Consider the following 13,961-nt stretch of genomic DNA (forward strand, 5'->3'; position numbering starts at 1 on the left):
CACTCATGGCAAAAATTATCGGCGGTTTGGCCGTTTCTCACACCCCTACGATTGGCTTTGCGGTCGATCACAATAAGCAGCAGGAAGGCGCCTGGGCGCCGATTTTCGACGGCTTTGCGCCGATGCAGCGCTGGCTGGAGGAGAAGAAACCGGACGTGCTGCTGTACGTGTTCAACGATCACGTCACCTCATTCTTCTTCGACCACTATTCGGCCTTTGTGCTGGGCATTGACGACCAGTACGCCGTTGCGGATGAAGGGGGCGGCGCGCGCGATCTGCCTCCGGTGCGTGGTCATGCCGCCCTGTCGCAGCATATTGGCGCCAGCCTGATGGCCGATGAGTTCGATATGTCCTTCTTCCAGGATAAAGCGCTGGATCACGGCCTGTTTTCGCCGCTGTCGGCGCTGGCACCCTGGCAGGGTGGCTGGCCGATGCAGATCGTCCCGCTGGCGGTCGGGGTGCTCCAGTTCCCCATCCCCACGGCGCGGCGCTGTTACAAGCTGGGCCAGGCGCTGAAACGCGCGGTTGAAAGCTTCCCGGAAGATTTAAAGGTGGCCGTGGTGGCGACCGGCGGCGTGTCGCACCAGGTGCACGGCGAGCGCTGCGGGTTTAATAATCCCGAGTGGGACGCGCAGTTTATCGACCTGCTGATTAACGACCCTGAGCGCCTGACCGAGATTACGCTCGCCGAATATGCCACCCTGGGCGGTCTGGAGGGGGCGGAAGTGATTATGTGGCTGATTATGCGCGGCGCGCTGTCGGCCAACGTGGAGAAACTGCATCAGGACTACTATCTGCCGTCGATGACCGGGATTGCCACGCTGATCCTCGAAAACCAGTCGCGCGAGGCGCCGGTCGATGTGCATCAGCGCCAGCGCGATAAGATCACTCTGCAGATGAACGGCGTGGAAAAGCTGCCGGGCACCTATCCGTTCACCCAGGCACGCAGCCTGAAGGCCCTGCGCATCAATCGCTTCCTGCACCGCATGATCCAGCCGGAGTGGCGCAAGCGCTTCCGCGAAGCGCCGCAGGCGCTGTTTGATGAAGCCGGGCTGACCGCTGAAGAGCAGACGCTGATCAATCAGCTCGACTGGCGCGGCATGATCCACTACGGCGTCAGCTTCTTCCTGCTGGAAAAACTGGGTGCGGTGGTGGGTGTCTCGAACCTGCATATCTATTCGGCGATGCGCGGAGAGACGCTGGAACAGTTCCAGCAGACGCGCAATCAGCAGGTCCTCTACTCTGTGGCGGGGAAAGCAGACTGATGTTGACGCAACCGGTTATCGACTGTCATCACCACGTGTTTGATCCGGCGAATTTTCCCTGGGCGCCCGAGAGCGCCTATAACCCTGACGGCCACGAGCTGGCGACGCCGGATTACTACCGCGCGGTGATGCAGGCTTACCACATTCGCCACTCGCTGATTGTCGGCCCGACCTCAGGCTACAACACCGACAACCGCTGCCTGCTGGATACCATCAAGCGCGGCGCGGGGCGTTTTAAGGGGATTGCGGTGGTGCCGCGTGACGTGGACAGCGACACGCTCGCCAGCCTGCAGGCGCAGGGAATTGTCGGCATTGCGCTGAACGTGGCGATGCTGGGCACTGAACCCTTTGTCCAGCTGGATGCCCTGATGGGCAGGCTGGCAGAGCTGGATCTCTTCGCCCAGATTCAGGTGCAGAACGATCAGCTGCCCGCGCTGATGCCGATGCTGTCGCGCACGCGCACGCGCCTGCTGATTGACCACTCTGGCAGGCCGGACGTCAGCGCCGGGCTGGCGCAGCCCGCGTTTCAGGCGCTGCTGTCGCTGGCAGGCCAGCAGCGGACCAGCGTGAAGCTCTCCGGGCTGGCGAAGTTTTCCCATCAGCACTATCCCTGGAAAGATGGCCACCCATACCTGCTGGCGCTGCTGGAGGCGTTTGGCGCGGAGAACTGCATGTGGGGCTCTGACTGGCCGTTTCTGCGTGCAGGAGAGCGGATGGATATGGGCACTCAATTGATGCTGATTGAACAGCTGATCCCCGACGAGAAACGCCGCCGCCAGGTGCTGTGGCACACGCCAAAGCGGCTGTTTGGCTTTACTGAATCACAGGAGTCATGATGAGAACTATCTATGTACTGAACGGCCCTAACCTCAACCTGCTGGGCACCCGCGAACCGGAAACCTACGGCTCTGATACCCTCGCCAGCGTTGAAGCGCTGTGTCGCGCCAGCGCCCGGGAGCTGGACGTGGCGATTGAGTTTCGCCAGACCAACCACGAAGGCGAGATGATTGAGTGGATCCAGCAGGCGCGCCTGCACGCGCAGGCGCTGGTGATCAATCCCGCGGCGTGGACGCACACCTCGGTGGCGATTCGCGATGCGGTCACCGCCGTCGCGCTGCCGCTGTGGGAGGTGCATATCACCAACGTGCACAAGCGTGAGCCATTCCGTCATCATTCGTATCTGTCAGACGTGGCGCAGGGCGTGATCTGCGGTTACGGCATTCGCGGCTACCGCTATGCGTTGATGGAAGCGGCGCGGGCAATCGGGATGCAGAGCTGACGCCAGGGTGAAACCTGGCTTAGCAACGATCGACGGTAAAGGCGATCACATCGCTCAGCTTTTCCGCCTTCAGCGCCAGCATCACAATACGATCGACGCCCAGCGCCACGCCGGAACAATCCGGCATACCGTGCGCCAGGGCGTCCAGCAGGTTGGTATCAATCGGCTGCTGCGGTAGCCCGGCTTTGGCGCGCTTGCGGTTATCCTGCTCAAAGCGCAGCCGCTGCTCGCGGCTGTCGGTCAGTTCACGGAAGCCGTTCGCCAGCTCGATGCCCTTGAAGTAGACCTCAAAACGCTCCGCCACGCGGTGATCTTCGGTGCTGATCTCCGCCAGCGCCGCCTGGGTCGCCGGGAAGTGGTAAACAAAGGCGGGTTTCTCTTTGCCAATCTCCGGCTCCACGCCGAGCATAAACAGCAGCTGCAGCAGGGTATCGCGATCTTCCTCGCGGTTGGCCAGATCGCCCGCGCCGAGCTTCTCCGCCACTTCGCGCAGCTGCGCTTTATCCGCCGACAGCGGGTCAATCTCCAGATGGCGGATAAACGCCTGCTGGTAAGAGAGGGTTTCCGCCGGGGCGCACTCCAGCACCTGCTGCATCAGGTCATCGACCTCATTCATCAGGCGATACATATCGTAGTGCGGACGATACCACTCCAGCATGGTGAATTCCGGGTTGTGGTGACGGCCCATCTCTTCATTGCGGAAGCTGCGGCACAGCTGATAAATCGGGCCGCTTCCGGCCGCCAGCAGGCGCTTCATATGGTACTCCGGGCTGGTCATCAGATAGAGATCCACCCCTGCCGCCGCCCCCGGACCGACAAAGCGCGTCTGGAACGGGAACAGGTGGACATCGGTCACCGTCGCCTGGCTCATCGCCGGGGTTTCCACTTCCAGAACGCCACGATCGGCAAAGAAACGCCGGATTTCAGCCATAATTGCCGCACGTTTTAATAAGTTTGCGATGGGTGCGCTTGGCTGCCAGCTGGACGTTTCGCTCATGTTGCTACCTCTAAGTCAGTCAGGGGGAGGAAGTCTACCTGTCGCCGCAGCAACACACAATTCACCAGGAAATAAAACCCTCATCTCCCTTTATGGCACCTGCGCTGACTTTTTGCCAGCAACCCACCCAAATGCCCGAACACATCAACTTAGCGCATTTTTAACCCACCTATACTGGGCGACGACTGGCGGGCAATGCCTGCCGCTATCTCTCTGGTAAGCCTGAAAAACATCAATAATGGGGAGTAAACCGTGCAGACCCTGAATACCGATCTGGTGATTGTCGGCGCTGGTGGAGCGGGACTGCGGGCGGCAATCGCCGCCGCAGAAGCCAACCCGAAACTGAAGATTACGCTGATTTCCAAAGTCTATCCGATGCGCAGCCACACGGTTGCCGCCGAGGGCGGGGCTGCCGCCGTGACCCAGCAGCAGGACAGCTTCGATTCCCACTTTCACGACACCGTAGCGGGCGGCGACTGGCTGTGCGAGCAGCCGGTGGTCGACTACTTTGTTGAACACTGTCCGCAGGAGATGGCGCAGCTGGAGCTTTGGGGCTGCCCGTGGAGCCGCAAAGAAGATGGTTCGATCAACGTGCGCCGCTTCGGCGGGATGAAGATCGAACGCACCTGGTTTGCCGCTGATAAAACCGGCTTCCATATGCTGCATACCCTGTTTCAGACCTCGCTGAAATATCCGCAGATCCAGCGCCTGGATGAGCATTTCGTTCTCGACCTGCTGGTGGATGACGGCGTGACGCACGGTCTGGTGGCGATGAATATGATGGAGGGCACGCTGCTGGAAGTGCGCGGCCGGTCGGTGATCCTCGCCACCGGCGGGGCGGGCCGCGTCTACCGCTACAACACCAACGGCGGCATCGTCACCGGGGACGGCATGGCTATGGCATTCCGCCACGGCGTGCCGCTGCGCGATATGGAGTTTGTGCAGTATCACCCAACCGGCCTGCCGGGTTCCGGCATCCTGATGACCGAAGGCTGTCGCGGTGAGGGCGGTATTCTGGTCAATAAAGAGGGCTACCGCTACCTGCAGGATTACGGCATGGGGCCGGAAACGCCGCTCGGCGAACCGAGAAACAAATATATGGAGCTCGGCCCGCGCGATAAGGTTTCACAGGCTTTCTGGCACGAGTGGCGTGCTGGCCGCACCATTTCCACGCCGCGCGGCGATGTGGTGTATCTCGACCTGCGCCACCTCGGGGAGAAAAAGCTGCGCGAGCGGCTGCCGTTTATCTGCGAGCTGAGCAAAGCCTATGTCGGCGTCGATCCCATCGTCGCGCCGATCCCGGTGCGCCCGACCGCACACTACACCATGGGCGGCATTGAGACGAATGCGCAGTGCGAAACGCCCGTTCAGGGGCTGTACGCCGTCGGTGAATGCTCGTCCGTCGGGTTACACGGTGCCAATCGACTGGGTTCTAATTCGCTGGCCGAGCTGGTGGTGTTTGGCCGCCTGGCCGGTGAGCAGGCCGCACAGCGCGCTTCGCAACCGCATAAAGCGCAGGATGCCGCGCTGAGCGCCCAGAGCAGCGACATCAAAAAGCGGCTTTACGGGCGGGTTAATCCGCAGGGTGGCGAGAACCTGGCGCAGCTGCGCGATGAGATGGGCATGGCGATGGAAGAGGGCTGCGGTATCTACCGCACCACCGAGCTGATGCAGAAGACTATCGACAAGCTGGCCGAGCTGAAAGAGCGCTTTAACAACGTGCGCGTCACCGATAGCTCCAGCGTGTTTAACACTGAGCTGCTCTACACCGTCGAGCTGGGGCACGGTCTGGACGTGGCCGAATGCATGGCGCACTCGGCTATTGGGCGCAGAGAGTCGAGAGGTGCGCACCAGCGGCTGGATGAAGGCTGCACCACCCGCGATGACGAACACTTTCTGTGCCACACCCTGACCACATTCAACGCCCAGGGGGCGCCAACGGTGAGCTATCAGCCGGTCGCCATCACCCGCCTGCCGCCTGCCGCCCGCGTTTACGGTGCGGCGTCTGAGGAGAAAGCCACCAAGGAGCCCGCCCATGAGTGACATCAGGCAGCGTGAAATTGAAATTCTGCGCTACAACCCGGAAACCGACCGCCTGCCGCGCCACGAGTTCTTTACCGTGCCGTGGGATGAGCAAACCTCGCTGCTCGATGCGCTCGGCTTTATCAAAGATAACCTCGCCTTTGACCTTTCGTACCGCTGGTCATGCCGCATGGCGATCTGCGGCTCCTGCGGCATGATGGTCAACGGCGTGCCGAAGCTGGCCTGTAAAACCTTCCTGCGTGATTATCCTCATGGCATCAAGGTTGAGCCGCTGGCGAACTTCCCGATCGAGCGTGACCTGGTGGTCGATATGACCCACTTTATCGAGAGCCTGGAAGCGATCAAACCCTGGATCATCGGCAATACGCGCAGCGCCAGTGAAGGCCCGGGTCTGCAGACGCCGGGGCAGATGGCGAAATACCACCAGTTCTCCGGCTGCATCAACTGCGGCCTGTGCTACGCCGCCTGCCCGCAGTTTGGTCTTAACCCGGAATTTATTGGCCCGGCGGCCATCACCCTCGCCCACCGCTATAACCTTGACAGCCGCGACCGGGGCAAGGCAGAGCGCATGCCGCAGCTCAACGGCGCCAACGGCGTGTGGAGCTGTACGTTTGTCGGCTTCTGTTCGCAGGTGTGCCCGAAACACGTCGACCCGGCCGCCGCCATCCAGCAGGGCAAAATTGAAAGCAGTAAAGATTTCCTGATTGCCATGCTGAAACCCCATTAAGGAGGCTGTGATGACCACAAAACGTAACGCTTATGTTCGCCCGATGCGCGGCAGCTGGTGGCAGTCGCTGGCGTTTTACCGTTTCTATATGCTGCGTGAAGGCACGGCGCTGCCGGCGCTGTGGTTCAGCATTGAGCTGATCGCCGGGCTGTTTGCCCTGAAAAACGGGCCGCAGAGCTGGGCAGGATTCGTTGATTTCCTCCAGCACCCCATCGTGCTGCTGCTGAACCTCGTCACGCTGGCGGCAGCGCTGCTGCACAGTAAAACCTGGTTCGATCTGGCCCCCAAGGCGCAGATTATTATCGTTAAAGGGGAAAAGCTGTCGCCGGAGCCGGTGATCAAAGGGCTGTGGGCAGCATGCATCGTTATCACTGCCGTGGTGCTGGCCGTGGCGCTAAACGCCTGAGGAGAGAAGATGAAAACGCAACCGCAACGTTCGGATGAACCGATTTTCTGGGGGCTGTTTGGTGCTGGGGGGATGTGGGCCGCGCTGGTCAGCCCGGTAATGGTGCTGCTGGTCGGCCTGCTGCTGCCGCTGGGCTGGGCTTCAGCCGATGCATTCAGCTATCAGCGCATTCTCGGCTTCGCGCAGTCGCCCGGCGGCAGGCTGCTGCTGCTGCTGGTGATTGTGCTGCCGCTGTGGTGCAGCCTGCATCGCCTGCACCACAGCCTTCACGACCTGAAAGTGCACATCCCGCGCAGCAAACTGCTGTGCTACGGCATGGCCGCCGTGCTGAGCGCAATCGCGGTGATTGGGGTGATTGCCGTGTAGTGGCGAAGCTTCATCGTCGCGGTTTGAAAACTCACAGCGAGCACGATGATAGCGGGGGATGAGCTCAGCCTGAGGTAAGCCGGACGTCACGCGGCAGGGATGCCGCGTGCCGAGGCCCGCAGGGAGCGTCTTTTGCCGTTCCGGCGTGCTCAGGCTGAGCTCAGACCGGTTAGCCGACCTTTAGCGATGAAGGTCATTTCTGTCGATACCTCAGGGGCATACCCGGCCACTGCCCGGCAAAATAGAGACTATACTCAGGCCATTCATTATAAAAGGAATGGCCTATGTCACTGTGGAAAATGATCACCGCCGGCGGCGCCGCGCTACTCTCTGTTGCCTGCACCACCACCCCACCCAAAGGGATCACCCCGATCTCCGGCTTCGACGCCGATCGCTATCTTGGCAGCTGGTATGAGATCGCCCGCCTTAACCATCCGTTTGAACGTGGGTTAGATCACGTGACGGCAACCTACAGCAAGCGTGATGACGGTGGCCTGAAGGTGGTTAATCGGGGTTACAACCCTAAGAAGCAGAAGTGGCAGGAGAGCATCGGCAAAGCGTACTTCACCGGATCCCCGCAGCAGGCCGCGCTAAAAGTCTCGTTCTTCGGGCCGTTCTACGGTGGATATAACGTGATTTCGCTGGATAAGGATTATCAGCACGCGCTGGTATGCGGGCCGAATCGGGAATATCTGTGGATCCTGTCGCGCACGCCGCAGCTGGCGCCGCAGGTAAAGGAACAGCTGGTATCACAGGCACGTCAGGAAGGGTTCGCCGTGGATAAACTGATCTGGGTGAATCAGCAATAGCAAAGCCGGTGCGCAGGCACCGGCCCATCATACCGATCAGTTAGTGCTTTTCTGAATAGCTTTACCGCCGGCTTCAACGTCTTCACCCACGCCGCGCGTGGTGTTACAGGCCGTCAGCACCGAAGAGAGCACCAGAACAGAAAGAACAGCAACAATACTTTTCTTCATAGCAATTTCCTTTTAATTAGAGATAAGCACAGCGATATAAGCATAGCCGTAATTTATCTACCTGCATGTTTTGCGGGATAAAAGAAATTGAGGGGAAACGTAAGAAGGGCCTGACGATGCCAGGCCCCTTCGATCGGGCTTATTTTACGCGGGAAACGTATTCGCCAGAACGGGTATCAACTTTAATCACTTCGCCAATCTGCACAAACAGAGGCACTTTCACTACCGCACCGGTAGAGAGAGTCGCTGGCTTGCCGCCGGTACCTGCCGTGTCGCCTTTCAGGCCTGGGTCAGTATCGGTGATTTCCAGCTCAACGAAGTTCGGTGGCAGAACCTGGATAGGTTTGCCGTTCCACAGGGTCACGATGCACTCTGCATTGTCCAGCAGCCATTTAGCCGCATCGCCAACGGTTTTCGCTTCAACAGGGTGCTGTTCGAAGGTTTCCGGGTGCATAAAGTGGAAGAACTCGCCGTCGTTGTACAGGTAGTTCAGGTTGGTATCTACTACGTCAGCGCCTTCAGCGGAGTCGGTAGATTTGAAAGTTTTCTCAACGCGGCTTCCGGTCAGCAGACGACGCATTTTTACGCGTGCGAATGCCTGGCCTTTACCCGGCTTAACAAACTCGCTTGATTCGATGGCATAAGGCTCGCCTTCGAACATGATTTTAAGACCGGGACGGAAATCGTTGCTAGAATAAGTCGCCATGAAGGCCCTCTACAATTTATAACTGGTACTTAGCCAAAAAAATGGCACACATTGTAACCCTAAATCCCCCTGTGCGAGAAGATTGGTTGCATCAACTTGCTGATGTAATCACTGATCCGGATGAATTACTGCAACTTTTAGCGTTGCAACATCACCCTGAACTGGTTTCAGGCCATGACGCACGGCGTCTTTTCGCCCTGCGCGTCCCGCGCGCCTTTGCGGCACGTATGCGCAAAGGCGATCCGCAGGATCCGCTGCTGCTGCAGGTGATCACCTCAAAGCAGGAGTTTGTCGATGCACCGGGCTACAGTACCGATCCGCTCGATGAGCAGAGCAGCGTGGTGCCGGGTCTGTTACATAAATATCGTAATCGTGCGCTGTTGCTGGTCAAAGGCGGCTGCGCCGTCAATTGCCGTTACTGCTTCCGCCGCCATTTTCCTTACTCGGACAACCAGGGCAACAAACGCAACTGGCAGCAGGCCCTGGAGTATATCCGACAACAGCCAGAACTGGATGAGATTATTTTCTCCGGCGGCGATCCGCTGATGGCGAAGGATCATGAACTGAACTGGCTGATCGGCGAACTGGAGCAGATCCCGCATCTGAAGCGCCTGCGCATTCACAGCCGCCTGCCGGTGGTGATCCCGAAACGCATCACCGAAGCGCTGTGCCAGCGGCTGGCGCAGTCGCGTCTGCAAACGCTGATGGTCACGCACATTAACCACGCGCAGGAGATTGACGACGATCTGCGCCACGGCATGCGCATGCTGAAACGTGCCGGGGTAACGCTGCTCAATCAGAGCGTGCTGCTGCGCGGCGTTAACGATAATGCCCCCGCCCTTGCGCAGCTGAGCAATGCGCTGTTTGACGCCGGGATCCTGCCTTATTACCTGCACGTGCTGGATAAAGTGCAGGGTGCCGCGCACTTTTATGTCTCCGACGATGAAGCACGCGCCATCATGCGCCAGCTGCTGAGCATGGTGTCAGGCTATATGGTGCCGAAGCTGGCGCGCGAGATTGGCGGTGAGCCGAGCAAAACGCCGCTCGATTTGCAGCTGCGTCAGGAGTGATTGACCGGGGGGAGCAGATACTCAGGTAGCTGATATTAGAACCACCGCAGTGCCGGCATAGTGCGCCCCCCGCTATGCCATTTATCACTGTTACTCAGGTGGTCAGCCCGGGCCGATGCCTGGCCCGCAGGTGACAAAACCTGATTTTTCCCTTCCCCTGTCAGAACATTTCCTTATACTGCCCCTCGCAAACTCTCAGACACACCGATAACAATAGCGATTTAATATTATGCGGACAGAAAACAGCGGACGCGGGCTGATACAGCGCCTGATTCAGGGCAGCCTGGTAACACAAATTATGATTGGACTGCTGGCCGGTATTGCCCTGGCCTGGTTCTCGAAAAGTCATGCGCTGGCGGTTGGCCTGCTCGGCGAGCTGTTTGTCAGCGCGCTGAAAGCCGTGGCCCCCCTGCTGGTGCTGGTGCTGGTGATCTCGTCGATAGCTAACCACCAGCAGGGGCAGAAGACCAATATCCGCCCGATCGTTATCCTCTATCTGCTCAGCACCTTCTGCGCTGCCGTTGTCGCGGTGGTTGCCAGCCATCTGCTGCCGCAGAACCTGACGCTGCGCGCGGCCAGCAGCGAGATCGTGCCGCCTTCCGGCATCCTTGAAGTGCTGCACGGCCTGCTAATGAGCATGGTGTCGAACCCGATTAGCGCGCTGATGAACGCCAACTACATCGGCATTCTGGTGTGGGCGATCGGCCTTGGCTTTGCCTTCCGCCACAGCAGCGAGAGCACCCGCACTTTCCTCAACGATGCATCCGATGCAGTCACCCGCCTGGTGCGTATTGTGATCCGCTTTGCGCCGATCGGCATTTTCGGGCTGGTCGGTTCGATCCTCGCCTCTACCGGCTTCGATGCGCTGTGGGATTATGCCAGCCTGCTGGGGCTGCTGATCGGCTGTATGCTGCTGATGGCGCTGGTGTTCAACCCGCTGCTGGTGTGGTGGCAGATCCGCCGTAATCCGTATCCACTGGTCTTTACCTGCCTGCGTGAAAGCGGCGTGACCGCGTTCTTTACCCGCAGCTCAGCCGCCAATATTCCGGTGAATATGGCACTGGCGAAAAAGCTGGGCCTGGATGAAGACACCTATTCGGTCTCGATTCCGATCGGTGCCAATATCAGCATGGCCGGCGCGTCGATCACCATCACCGTACTGACGCTGGCGGCGGTGCATACGCTGGGGATTCAGGTGGATGTGGCCACGGCTATTCTGCTGAGCCTGGTGGCCTCGATTTGCGCCTGCGGCGCATCCGGCGTGGCGGGCGGCTCGCTGCTGCTGATCCCGGTGGCCTGTAACATGTTTGGCATACCCAATGAGGTGGCGATGCAGGTGGTGGCGGTCGGCTTTATTATCGGCGTATTGCAGGACTCAGCGGAAACCGCGCTGAACTCTTCGGCGGATATTCTGTTTACCGCCGCGGCCTGCATGGCCGACGAGCGCCGCATCGGGCAGAACGCGTAGGATTGAGGGAGGGGTCAGGCCTGCCTGACCCCGACTTATTTATGAGAAAAGTGCGGTTAAATCGTCCGGGCTAAACTGGCTGGGTTCGCTCAGCTCGTCATCAAGGATCTCCCCCGCCAGATCGGCTTTCTGCTGCTGCAGCGCCACAATCTTCTCTTCTATGGTATCGGCAGCGATCAGCTTATAGACAAATACCGGTTTATCCTGACCTAAGCGGTACGCGCGATCGGTGGCCTGATTTTCTGCCGCCGGGTTCCACCAGGGATCGTAGTGGATCACGGTATCCGCCGCCGTCAGGTTCAGACCCACGCCGCCCGCCTTAAGGCTAATCAGAAACACCGGCACTTCGCCGTTTTGGAAGCGTTCGACCGGCGCAGTGCGATCGCGGGTGCTGCCGGTGAGGGTGACAAACGGGATGCGAGCTTTAGTCAGCTCTTCCGCGATGATCGCCAGCATGGTGGTGAACTGCGAGAAGATCAGAATCCGGCGATCTTCCGCCAGCAGATCGTGCAGCATCTCACGCAGCAGCGCCAGCTTGGCCGAGTGCTTGACCTTCCCGGCGCGCGGGTCGGCCAGCAGGCGCGGATCGCAGCAGATCTGGCGCAGCTTGAGCAGCGCATCCAGCACCAGCAGATGGCTGCGCCCCGCGCCCTGCTGCTGCACCGCCAGCTGCACGCGGTCCTGCATTGCCAATTTCACCTGGTCATACAATTCGCGCTGGGCGCCGTCGAGCGCCACGCTGCGCACAATGGTGTTTTTCGGCGGCAGCTCTTTCGCCACCTCCTGCTTACGGCGGCGCAGCATAAATGGCCGCACGCGCTTCGCCAGCAGCTCGCGCCGCACCTTGTCGCCGTTGCGCTCCACCGGAATACGCCAGTGCTGGGTAAAGTCACGTTCGCTGCCGAGAAAACCGGGCAGCAGGAAGTCAAACTGCGACCACAGCTCGCCGAGGTGGTTTTCCAGCGGAGTACCGGTCAGGCACAGGCGGTGACGGGTTTTCAGCATGCGGATCACCGAGGCAGCGCGCGAGGCGCTGTTTTTCACGTACTGCGCCTCATCAAGGATCAGCAGGTGGTAGTAGTGCGCCACCAGCTGCGGCTGGTCGCGCCACAGCAGCGAGTAGGTGGTGATCACCACGTCATACTGTTCAATGCTGTGGTAAAACTCTTTGCGCTGCGGGCCGGTCAGCGCCAGCACGCGCAGATCGGGGGCGAAACGCGCGGCTTCGCAGCACCAGTTGTGCACCAGCGTGGTCGGCACCACGATCAGCGCAGGGCGGTCGAGCCGCCCCGCTTCTTTCTCCACCAGCAGGTGCGCCAGCGTCTGAATGGTTTTACCTAACCCCATATCATCCGCCAGTACCCCAGCCAGCTGGTGCTGACGCAGGAACTGCATCCAGTTAACGCCCTGCTGCTGATAGTCGCGCAGCGTGGCCCGAAGCCCGGCAGGGGGAGCCACCGGCTGTACCCCCGTATTGCCGTTGAGGCGCTCCGCAAGTTGGTGCACCGCGTTGTCGCCGTCAAATATCCAGCGGCTGCGGTCATCGGCCTGGCTGAGGCGGCCGACATCCCATGCGGCTAATCTCAGCGGCTGTGGGCTTTCACTGTCAAACAGATCGATCAGGTTGCCGACCAGCGGTTTCAGCTGTGCGGCGCGGAACAGCAGGCGCTGGTTGCGCTCGTCGCGCAGCTCAATCTGCTCATCGTCCGGGATCAGGCTGAGATTGCCGGACATCCAGCGACGATCGGCGGCAAACAGGCGTGCCAGCAGCGGTTCCAGCCGCACGCGACGGCGGCCGATTTTCATTGCCAGCTCCAGATCGAACCAGCCATCATCGCCCTGTACCGCGCGCCCTTCTATCGCTTCCACCTCGGTGATATTCCAGGTGAAGTCGTCGTCCATACTGACGCGCCAGCCGCGCCTGCGCAGGGCCGGCAGGCCTTTTTTGATAAAGTCGCGCCACAGGGCGGGAGATTCCGGTGCGAAGATCGCTGGCGGCAGCGGCGCCGGAGTGTAGATATGGCCGGCAGGAATGGTCTGCAGCCCGATGCTGGCGATCTGCGCCAGCCACGACTGCTCCTCTTCGGCATGGCGCTGAACGTGGTAACGCTGCCCGGCGCGGTCGGCAAAACTCTCGGCCCGGCTATTGGCATCCACCCTTACTCCGGCGTAGTCAAAGCTGACCGCCGCGAAGTCGAGGCGCTTCTGGCGATGGCCGTAGTGGCCATAACCGCTAATAAACTTGGCGCGTGACTCCAGCTGCAGGACCGGCACCGGCTCGGCCTGAATCGTCTCAAGCGCCACCGCGATCTTCGGCTGGCGCGGTTGCAGGTTGGCCAGCATCAGCGCCGCCACGTGCTTGCAGTTATTTTTCACCGCGCAGCTGCACTCGCCGCTGGCATGCAGCCTGCCCTGCGGGCGGCTGAAGTGGACGATAACGTTGAAAGGTTCCGCTTTGCGCCCCGGTACTTCGCCGGTCAACAGGGTGTTCTGCCACGCTATATTTTGCACGCTGGCGATCAAATCGCGCGCGCGCGCAACGGTTCGCGCACCGAGCCAGCGAATGACCTGTTTTTCATTATAAGCGACGGACGACATCGGGCAGTATCCCTGAGTAACCAGAGCGGAATGGGGTTCGCTCTACAGCAACCGACAAT

14 protein-coding genes are annotated in these 13,961 nt (G+C 60.1%); 10 read left to right on the top strand and 4 right to left on the bottom strand.

The window, feature by feature from the left end:
• The first annotated feature begins 5 nt into the window (after positions 1-5).
• The 3 genes from J2Y91_RS05300 to aroQ are packed head-to-tail and all read left to right on the top strand — an operon-like array spanning position 6 to position 2,544.
• Entirely contained in the window at positions 6-1,265 is a 1,260-nt protein-coding gene (locus tag J2Y91_RS05300; protein ID WP_133622634.1) for a gallate dioxygenase, read from the top strand.
• Positions 1,265-2,101 (top strand): amidohydrolase family protein, encoded by an 837-nt coding sequence (locus J2Y91_RS05305; protein WP_048914523.1) that lies wholly within the window; start codon positions 1,265-1,267, stop codon positions 2,099-2,101. The genes J2Y91_RS05300 and J2Y91_RS05305 overlap by 1 nt, the downstream gene beginning before the upstream one ends.
• A complete protein-coding gene (gene aroQ, locus J2Y91_RS05310; RefSeq protein WP_048914522.1) occupies positions 2,101-2,544 on the top strand; it encodes a type II 3-dehydroquinate dehydratase in 444 nt (147 codons plus the stop codon). Before J2Y91_RS05305 ends, aroQ begins: the two co-directional genes overlap by 1 nt.
• Positions 2,545-2,563: 19 nt before the next feature.
• Here aroQ and epmA read toward each other — a convergent pair whose 3' ends face one another.
• Complete coding sequence (epmA, locus tag J2Y91_RS05315) at positions 2,564-3,541, bottom strand: elongation factor P--(R)-beta-lysine ligase (RefSeq protein WP_099754289.1); 978 nt, start codon at positions 3,539-3,541, stop codon at positions 2,564-2,566.
• A 252-nt stretch (positions 3,542-3,793) separates the two neighbouring features.
• Here epmA and frdA point away from each other — a divergent pair, with 252 nt between their 5' ends.
• From frdA to J2Y91_RS05340, 5 genes are all read left to right on the top strand, one after another.
• Positions 3,794-5,584, top strand: a complete 1,791-nt coding sequence (frdA, locus tag J2Y91_RS05320; RefSeq protein ID WP_253537598.1) for a fumarate reductase (quinol) flavoprotein subunit — start codon at positions 3,794-3,796, stop codon at positions 5,582-5,584.
• Positions 5,577-6,311: a succinate dehydrogenase/fumarate reductase iron-sulfur subunit gene (locus J2Y91_RS05325; RefSeq protein ID WP_048914519.1), complete on the top strand. Its 735-nt coding sequence runs from the start codon at positions 5,577-5,579 to the stop codon at positions 6,309-6,311. Before frdA ends, J2Y91_RS05325 begins: the two co-directional genes overlap by 8 nt.
• Positions 6,312-6,321: 10 nt before the next feature.
• Positions 6,322-6,717 carry a fumarate reductase subunit FrdC gene (gene frdC / locus J2Y91_RS05330; RefSeq protein ID WP_253537601.1) on the top strand — a complete coding sequence of 132 codons (396 nt, stop codon included), beginning with the start codon at positions 6,322-6,324 and terminating at the stop codon, positions 6,715-6,717.
• Positions 6,718-6,726: 9 nt separating this feature from the next.
• On the top strand, positions 6,727-7,083 hold the full coding sequence (frdD, locus tag J2Y91_RS05335; protein ID WP_253537605.1) for a fumarate reductase subunit FrdD: 357 nt from the start codon (positions 6,727-6,729) through the stop codon (positions 7,081-7,083).
• A 284-nt stretch (positions 7,084-7,367) separates the two neighbouring features.
• Positions 7,368-7,892 carry a lipocalin family protein gene (locus J2Y91_RS05340; RefSeq protein ID WP_253537608.1) on the top strand — a complete coding sequence of 175 codons (525 nt, stop codon included), beginning with the start codon at positions 7,368-7,370 and terminating at the stop codon, positions 7,890-7,892.
• 36 nt (positions 7,893-7,928) lie between these two features.
• Here J2Y91_RS05340 and J2Y91_RS05345 read toward each other — a convergent pair whose 3' ends face one another.
• Complete coding sequence (locus J2Y91_RS05345; RefSeq protein WP_048914515.1) at positions 7,929-8,060, bottom strand: entericidin A/B family lipoprotein; 132 nt, start codon at positions 8,058-8,060, stop codon at positions 7,929-7,931.
• 139 nt (positions 8,061-8,199) lie between these two features.
• Positions 8,200-8,766: an elongation factor P gene (gene efp, locus J2Y91_RS05350; protein WP_048914514.1), complete on the bottom strand. Its 567-nt coding sequence runs from the start codon at positions 8,764-8,766 to the stop codon at positions 8,200-8,202.
• 41 nt (positions 8,767-8,807) lie between these two features.
• On the opposite strand from efp, the gene epmB reads away from it, so the two are divergent.
• Together epmB and sstT are read left to right on the top strand one after the other, a co-directional pair.
• Positions 8,808-9,836 carry an EF-P beta-lysylation protein EpmB gene (gene epmB / locus J2Y91_RS05355; protein ID WP_048914513.1) on the top strand — a complete coding sequence of 343 codons (1,029 nt, stop codon included), beginning with the start codon at positions 8,808-8,810 and terminating at the stop codon, positions 9,834-9,836.
• 229 nt (positions 9,837-10,065) lie between these two features.
• Positions 10,066-11,304 (top strand): serine/threonine transporter SstT, encoded by a 1,239-nt coding sequence (sstT, locus tag J2Y91_RS05360; RefSeq protein WP_048914512.1) that lies wholly within the window; start codon positions 10,066-10,068, stop codon positions 11,302-11,304.
• Positions 11,305-11,343: 39 nt separating this feature from the next.
• Here sstT and J2Y91_RS05365 read toward each other — a convergent pair whose 3' ends face one another.
• Positions 11,344-13,902: a DEAD/DEAH box helicase gene (locus J2Y91_RS05365; RefSeq protein ID WP_253537611.1), complete on the bottom strand. Its 2,559-nt coding sequence runs from the start codon at positions 13,900-13,902 to the stop codon at positions 11,344-11,346.
• Between the last annotated feature and the right edge of the window lie 59 nt (positions 13,903-13,961).

This window comes from Erwinia aphidicola, from assembly GCF_024169515.1.
GTDB lineage: Bacteria > Pseudomonadota > Gammaproteobacteria > Enterobacterales > Enterobacteriaceae > Erwinia > Erwinia aphidicola.

Excerpts from the sequence above, each read along its gene's own strand:
- efp (WP_048914514.1), bottom strand. The coding sequence starts at position 8,766 with ATGGCGACTTATTCTAGCAACGATTTCCGTCCCGGTCTTAAAATCATG.
- sstT (WP_048914512.1), top strand. The coding sequence starts at position 10,066 with ATGCGGACAGAAAACAGCGGACGCGGGCTGATACAGCGCCTGATTCAG.
- J2Y91_RS05325 (WP_048914519.1), top strand. The coding sequence starts at position 5,577 with ATGAGTGACATCAGGCAGCGTGAAATTGAAATTCTGCGCTACAACCCG.
- frdC (WP_253537601.1), top strand. The coding sequence starts at position 6,322 with ATGACCACAAAACGTAACGCTTATGTTCGCCCGATGCGCGGCAGCTGG.
- J2Y91_RS05365 (WP_253537611.1), bottom strand. The coding sequence starts at position 13,902 with ATGTCGTCCGTCGCTTATAATGAAAAACAGGTCATTCGCTGGCTCGGT.
- frdD (WP_253537605.1), top strand. The coding sequence starts at position 6,727 with ATGAAAACGCAACCGCAACGTTCGGATGAACCGATTTTCTGGGGGCTG.
- J2Y91_RS05305 (WP_048914523.1), top strand. The coding sequence starts at position 1,265 with ATGTTGACGCAACCGGTTATCGACTGTCATCACCACGTGTTTGATCCG.
- J2Y91_RS05340 (WP_253537608.1), top strand. The coding sequence starts at position 7,368 with ATGTCACTGTGGAAAATGATCACCGCCGGCGGCGCCGCGCTACTCTCT.
- J2Y91_RS05345 (WP_048914515.1), bottom strand. The coding sequence starts at position 8,060 with ATGAAGAAAAGTATTGTTGCTGTTCTTTCTGTTCTGGTGCTCTCTTCG.
- epmB (WP_048914513.1), top strand. The coding sequence starts at position 8,808 with ATGGCACACATTGTAACCCTAAATCCCCCTGTGCGAGAAGATTGGTTG.
- epmA (WP_099754289.1), bottom strand. The coding sequence starts at position 3,541 with ATGAGCGAAACGTCCAGCTGGCAGCCAAGCGCACCCATCGCAAACTTA.
- aroQ (WP_048914522.1), top strand. The coding sequence starts at position 2,101 with ATGAGAACTATCTATGTACTGAACGGCCCTAACCTCAACCTGCTGGGC.
- J2Y91_RS05300 (WP_133622634.1), top strand. The coding sequence starts at position 6 with ATGGCAAAAATTATCGGCGGTTTGGCCGTTTCTCACACCCCTACGATT.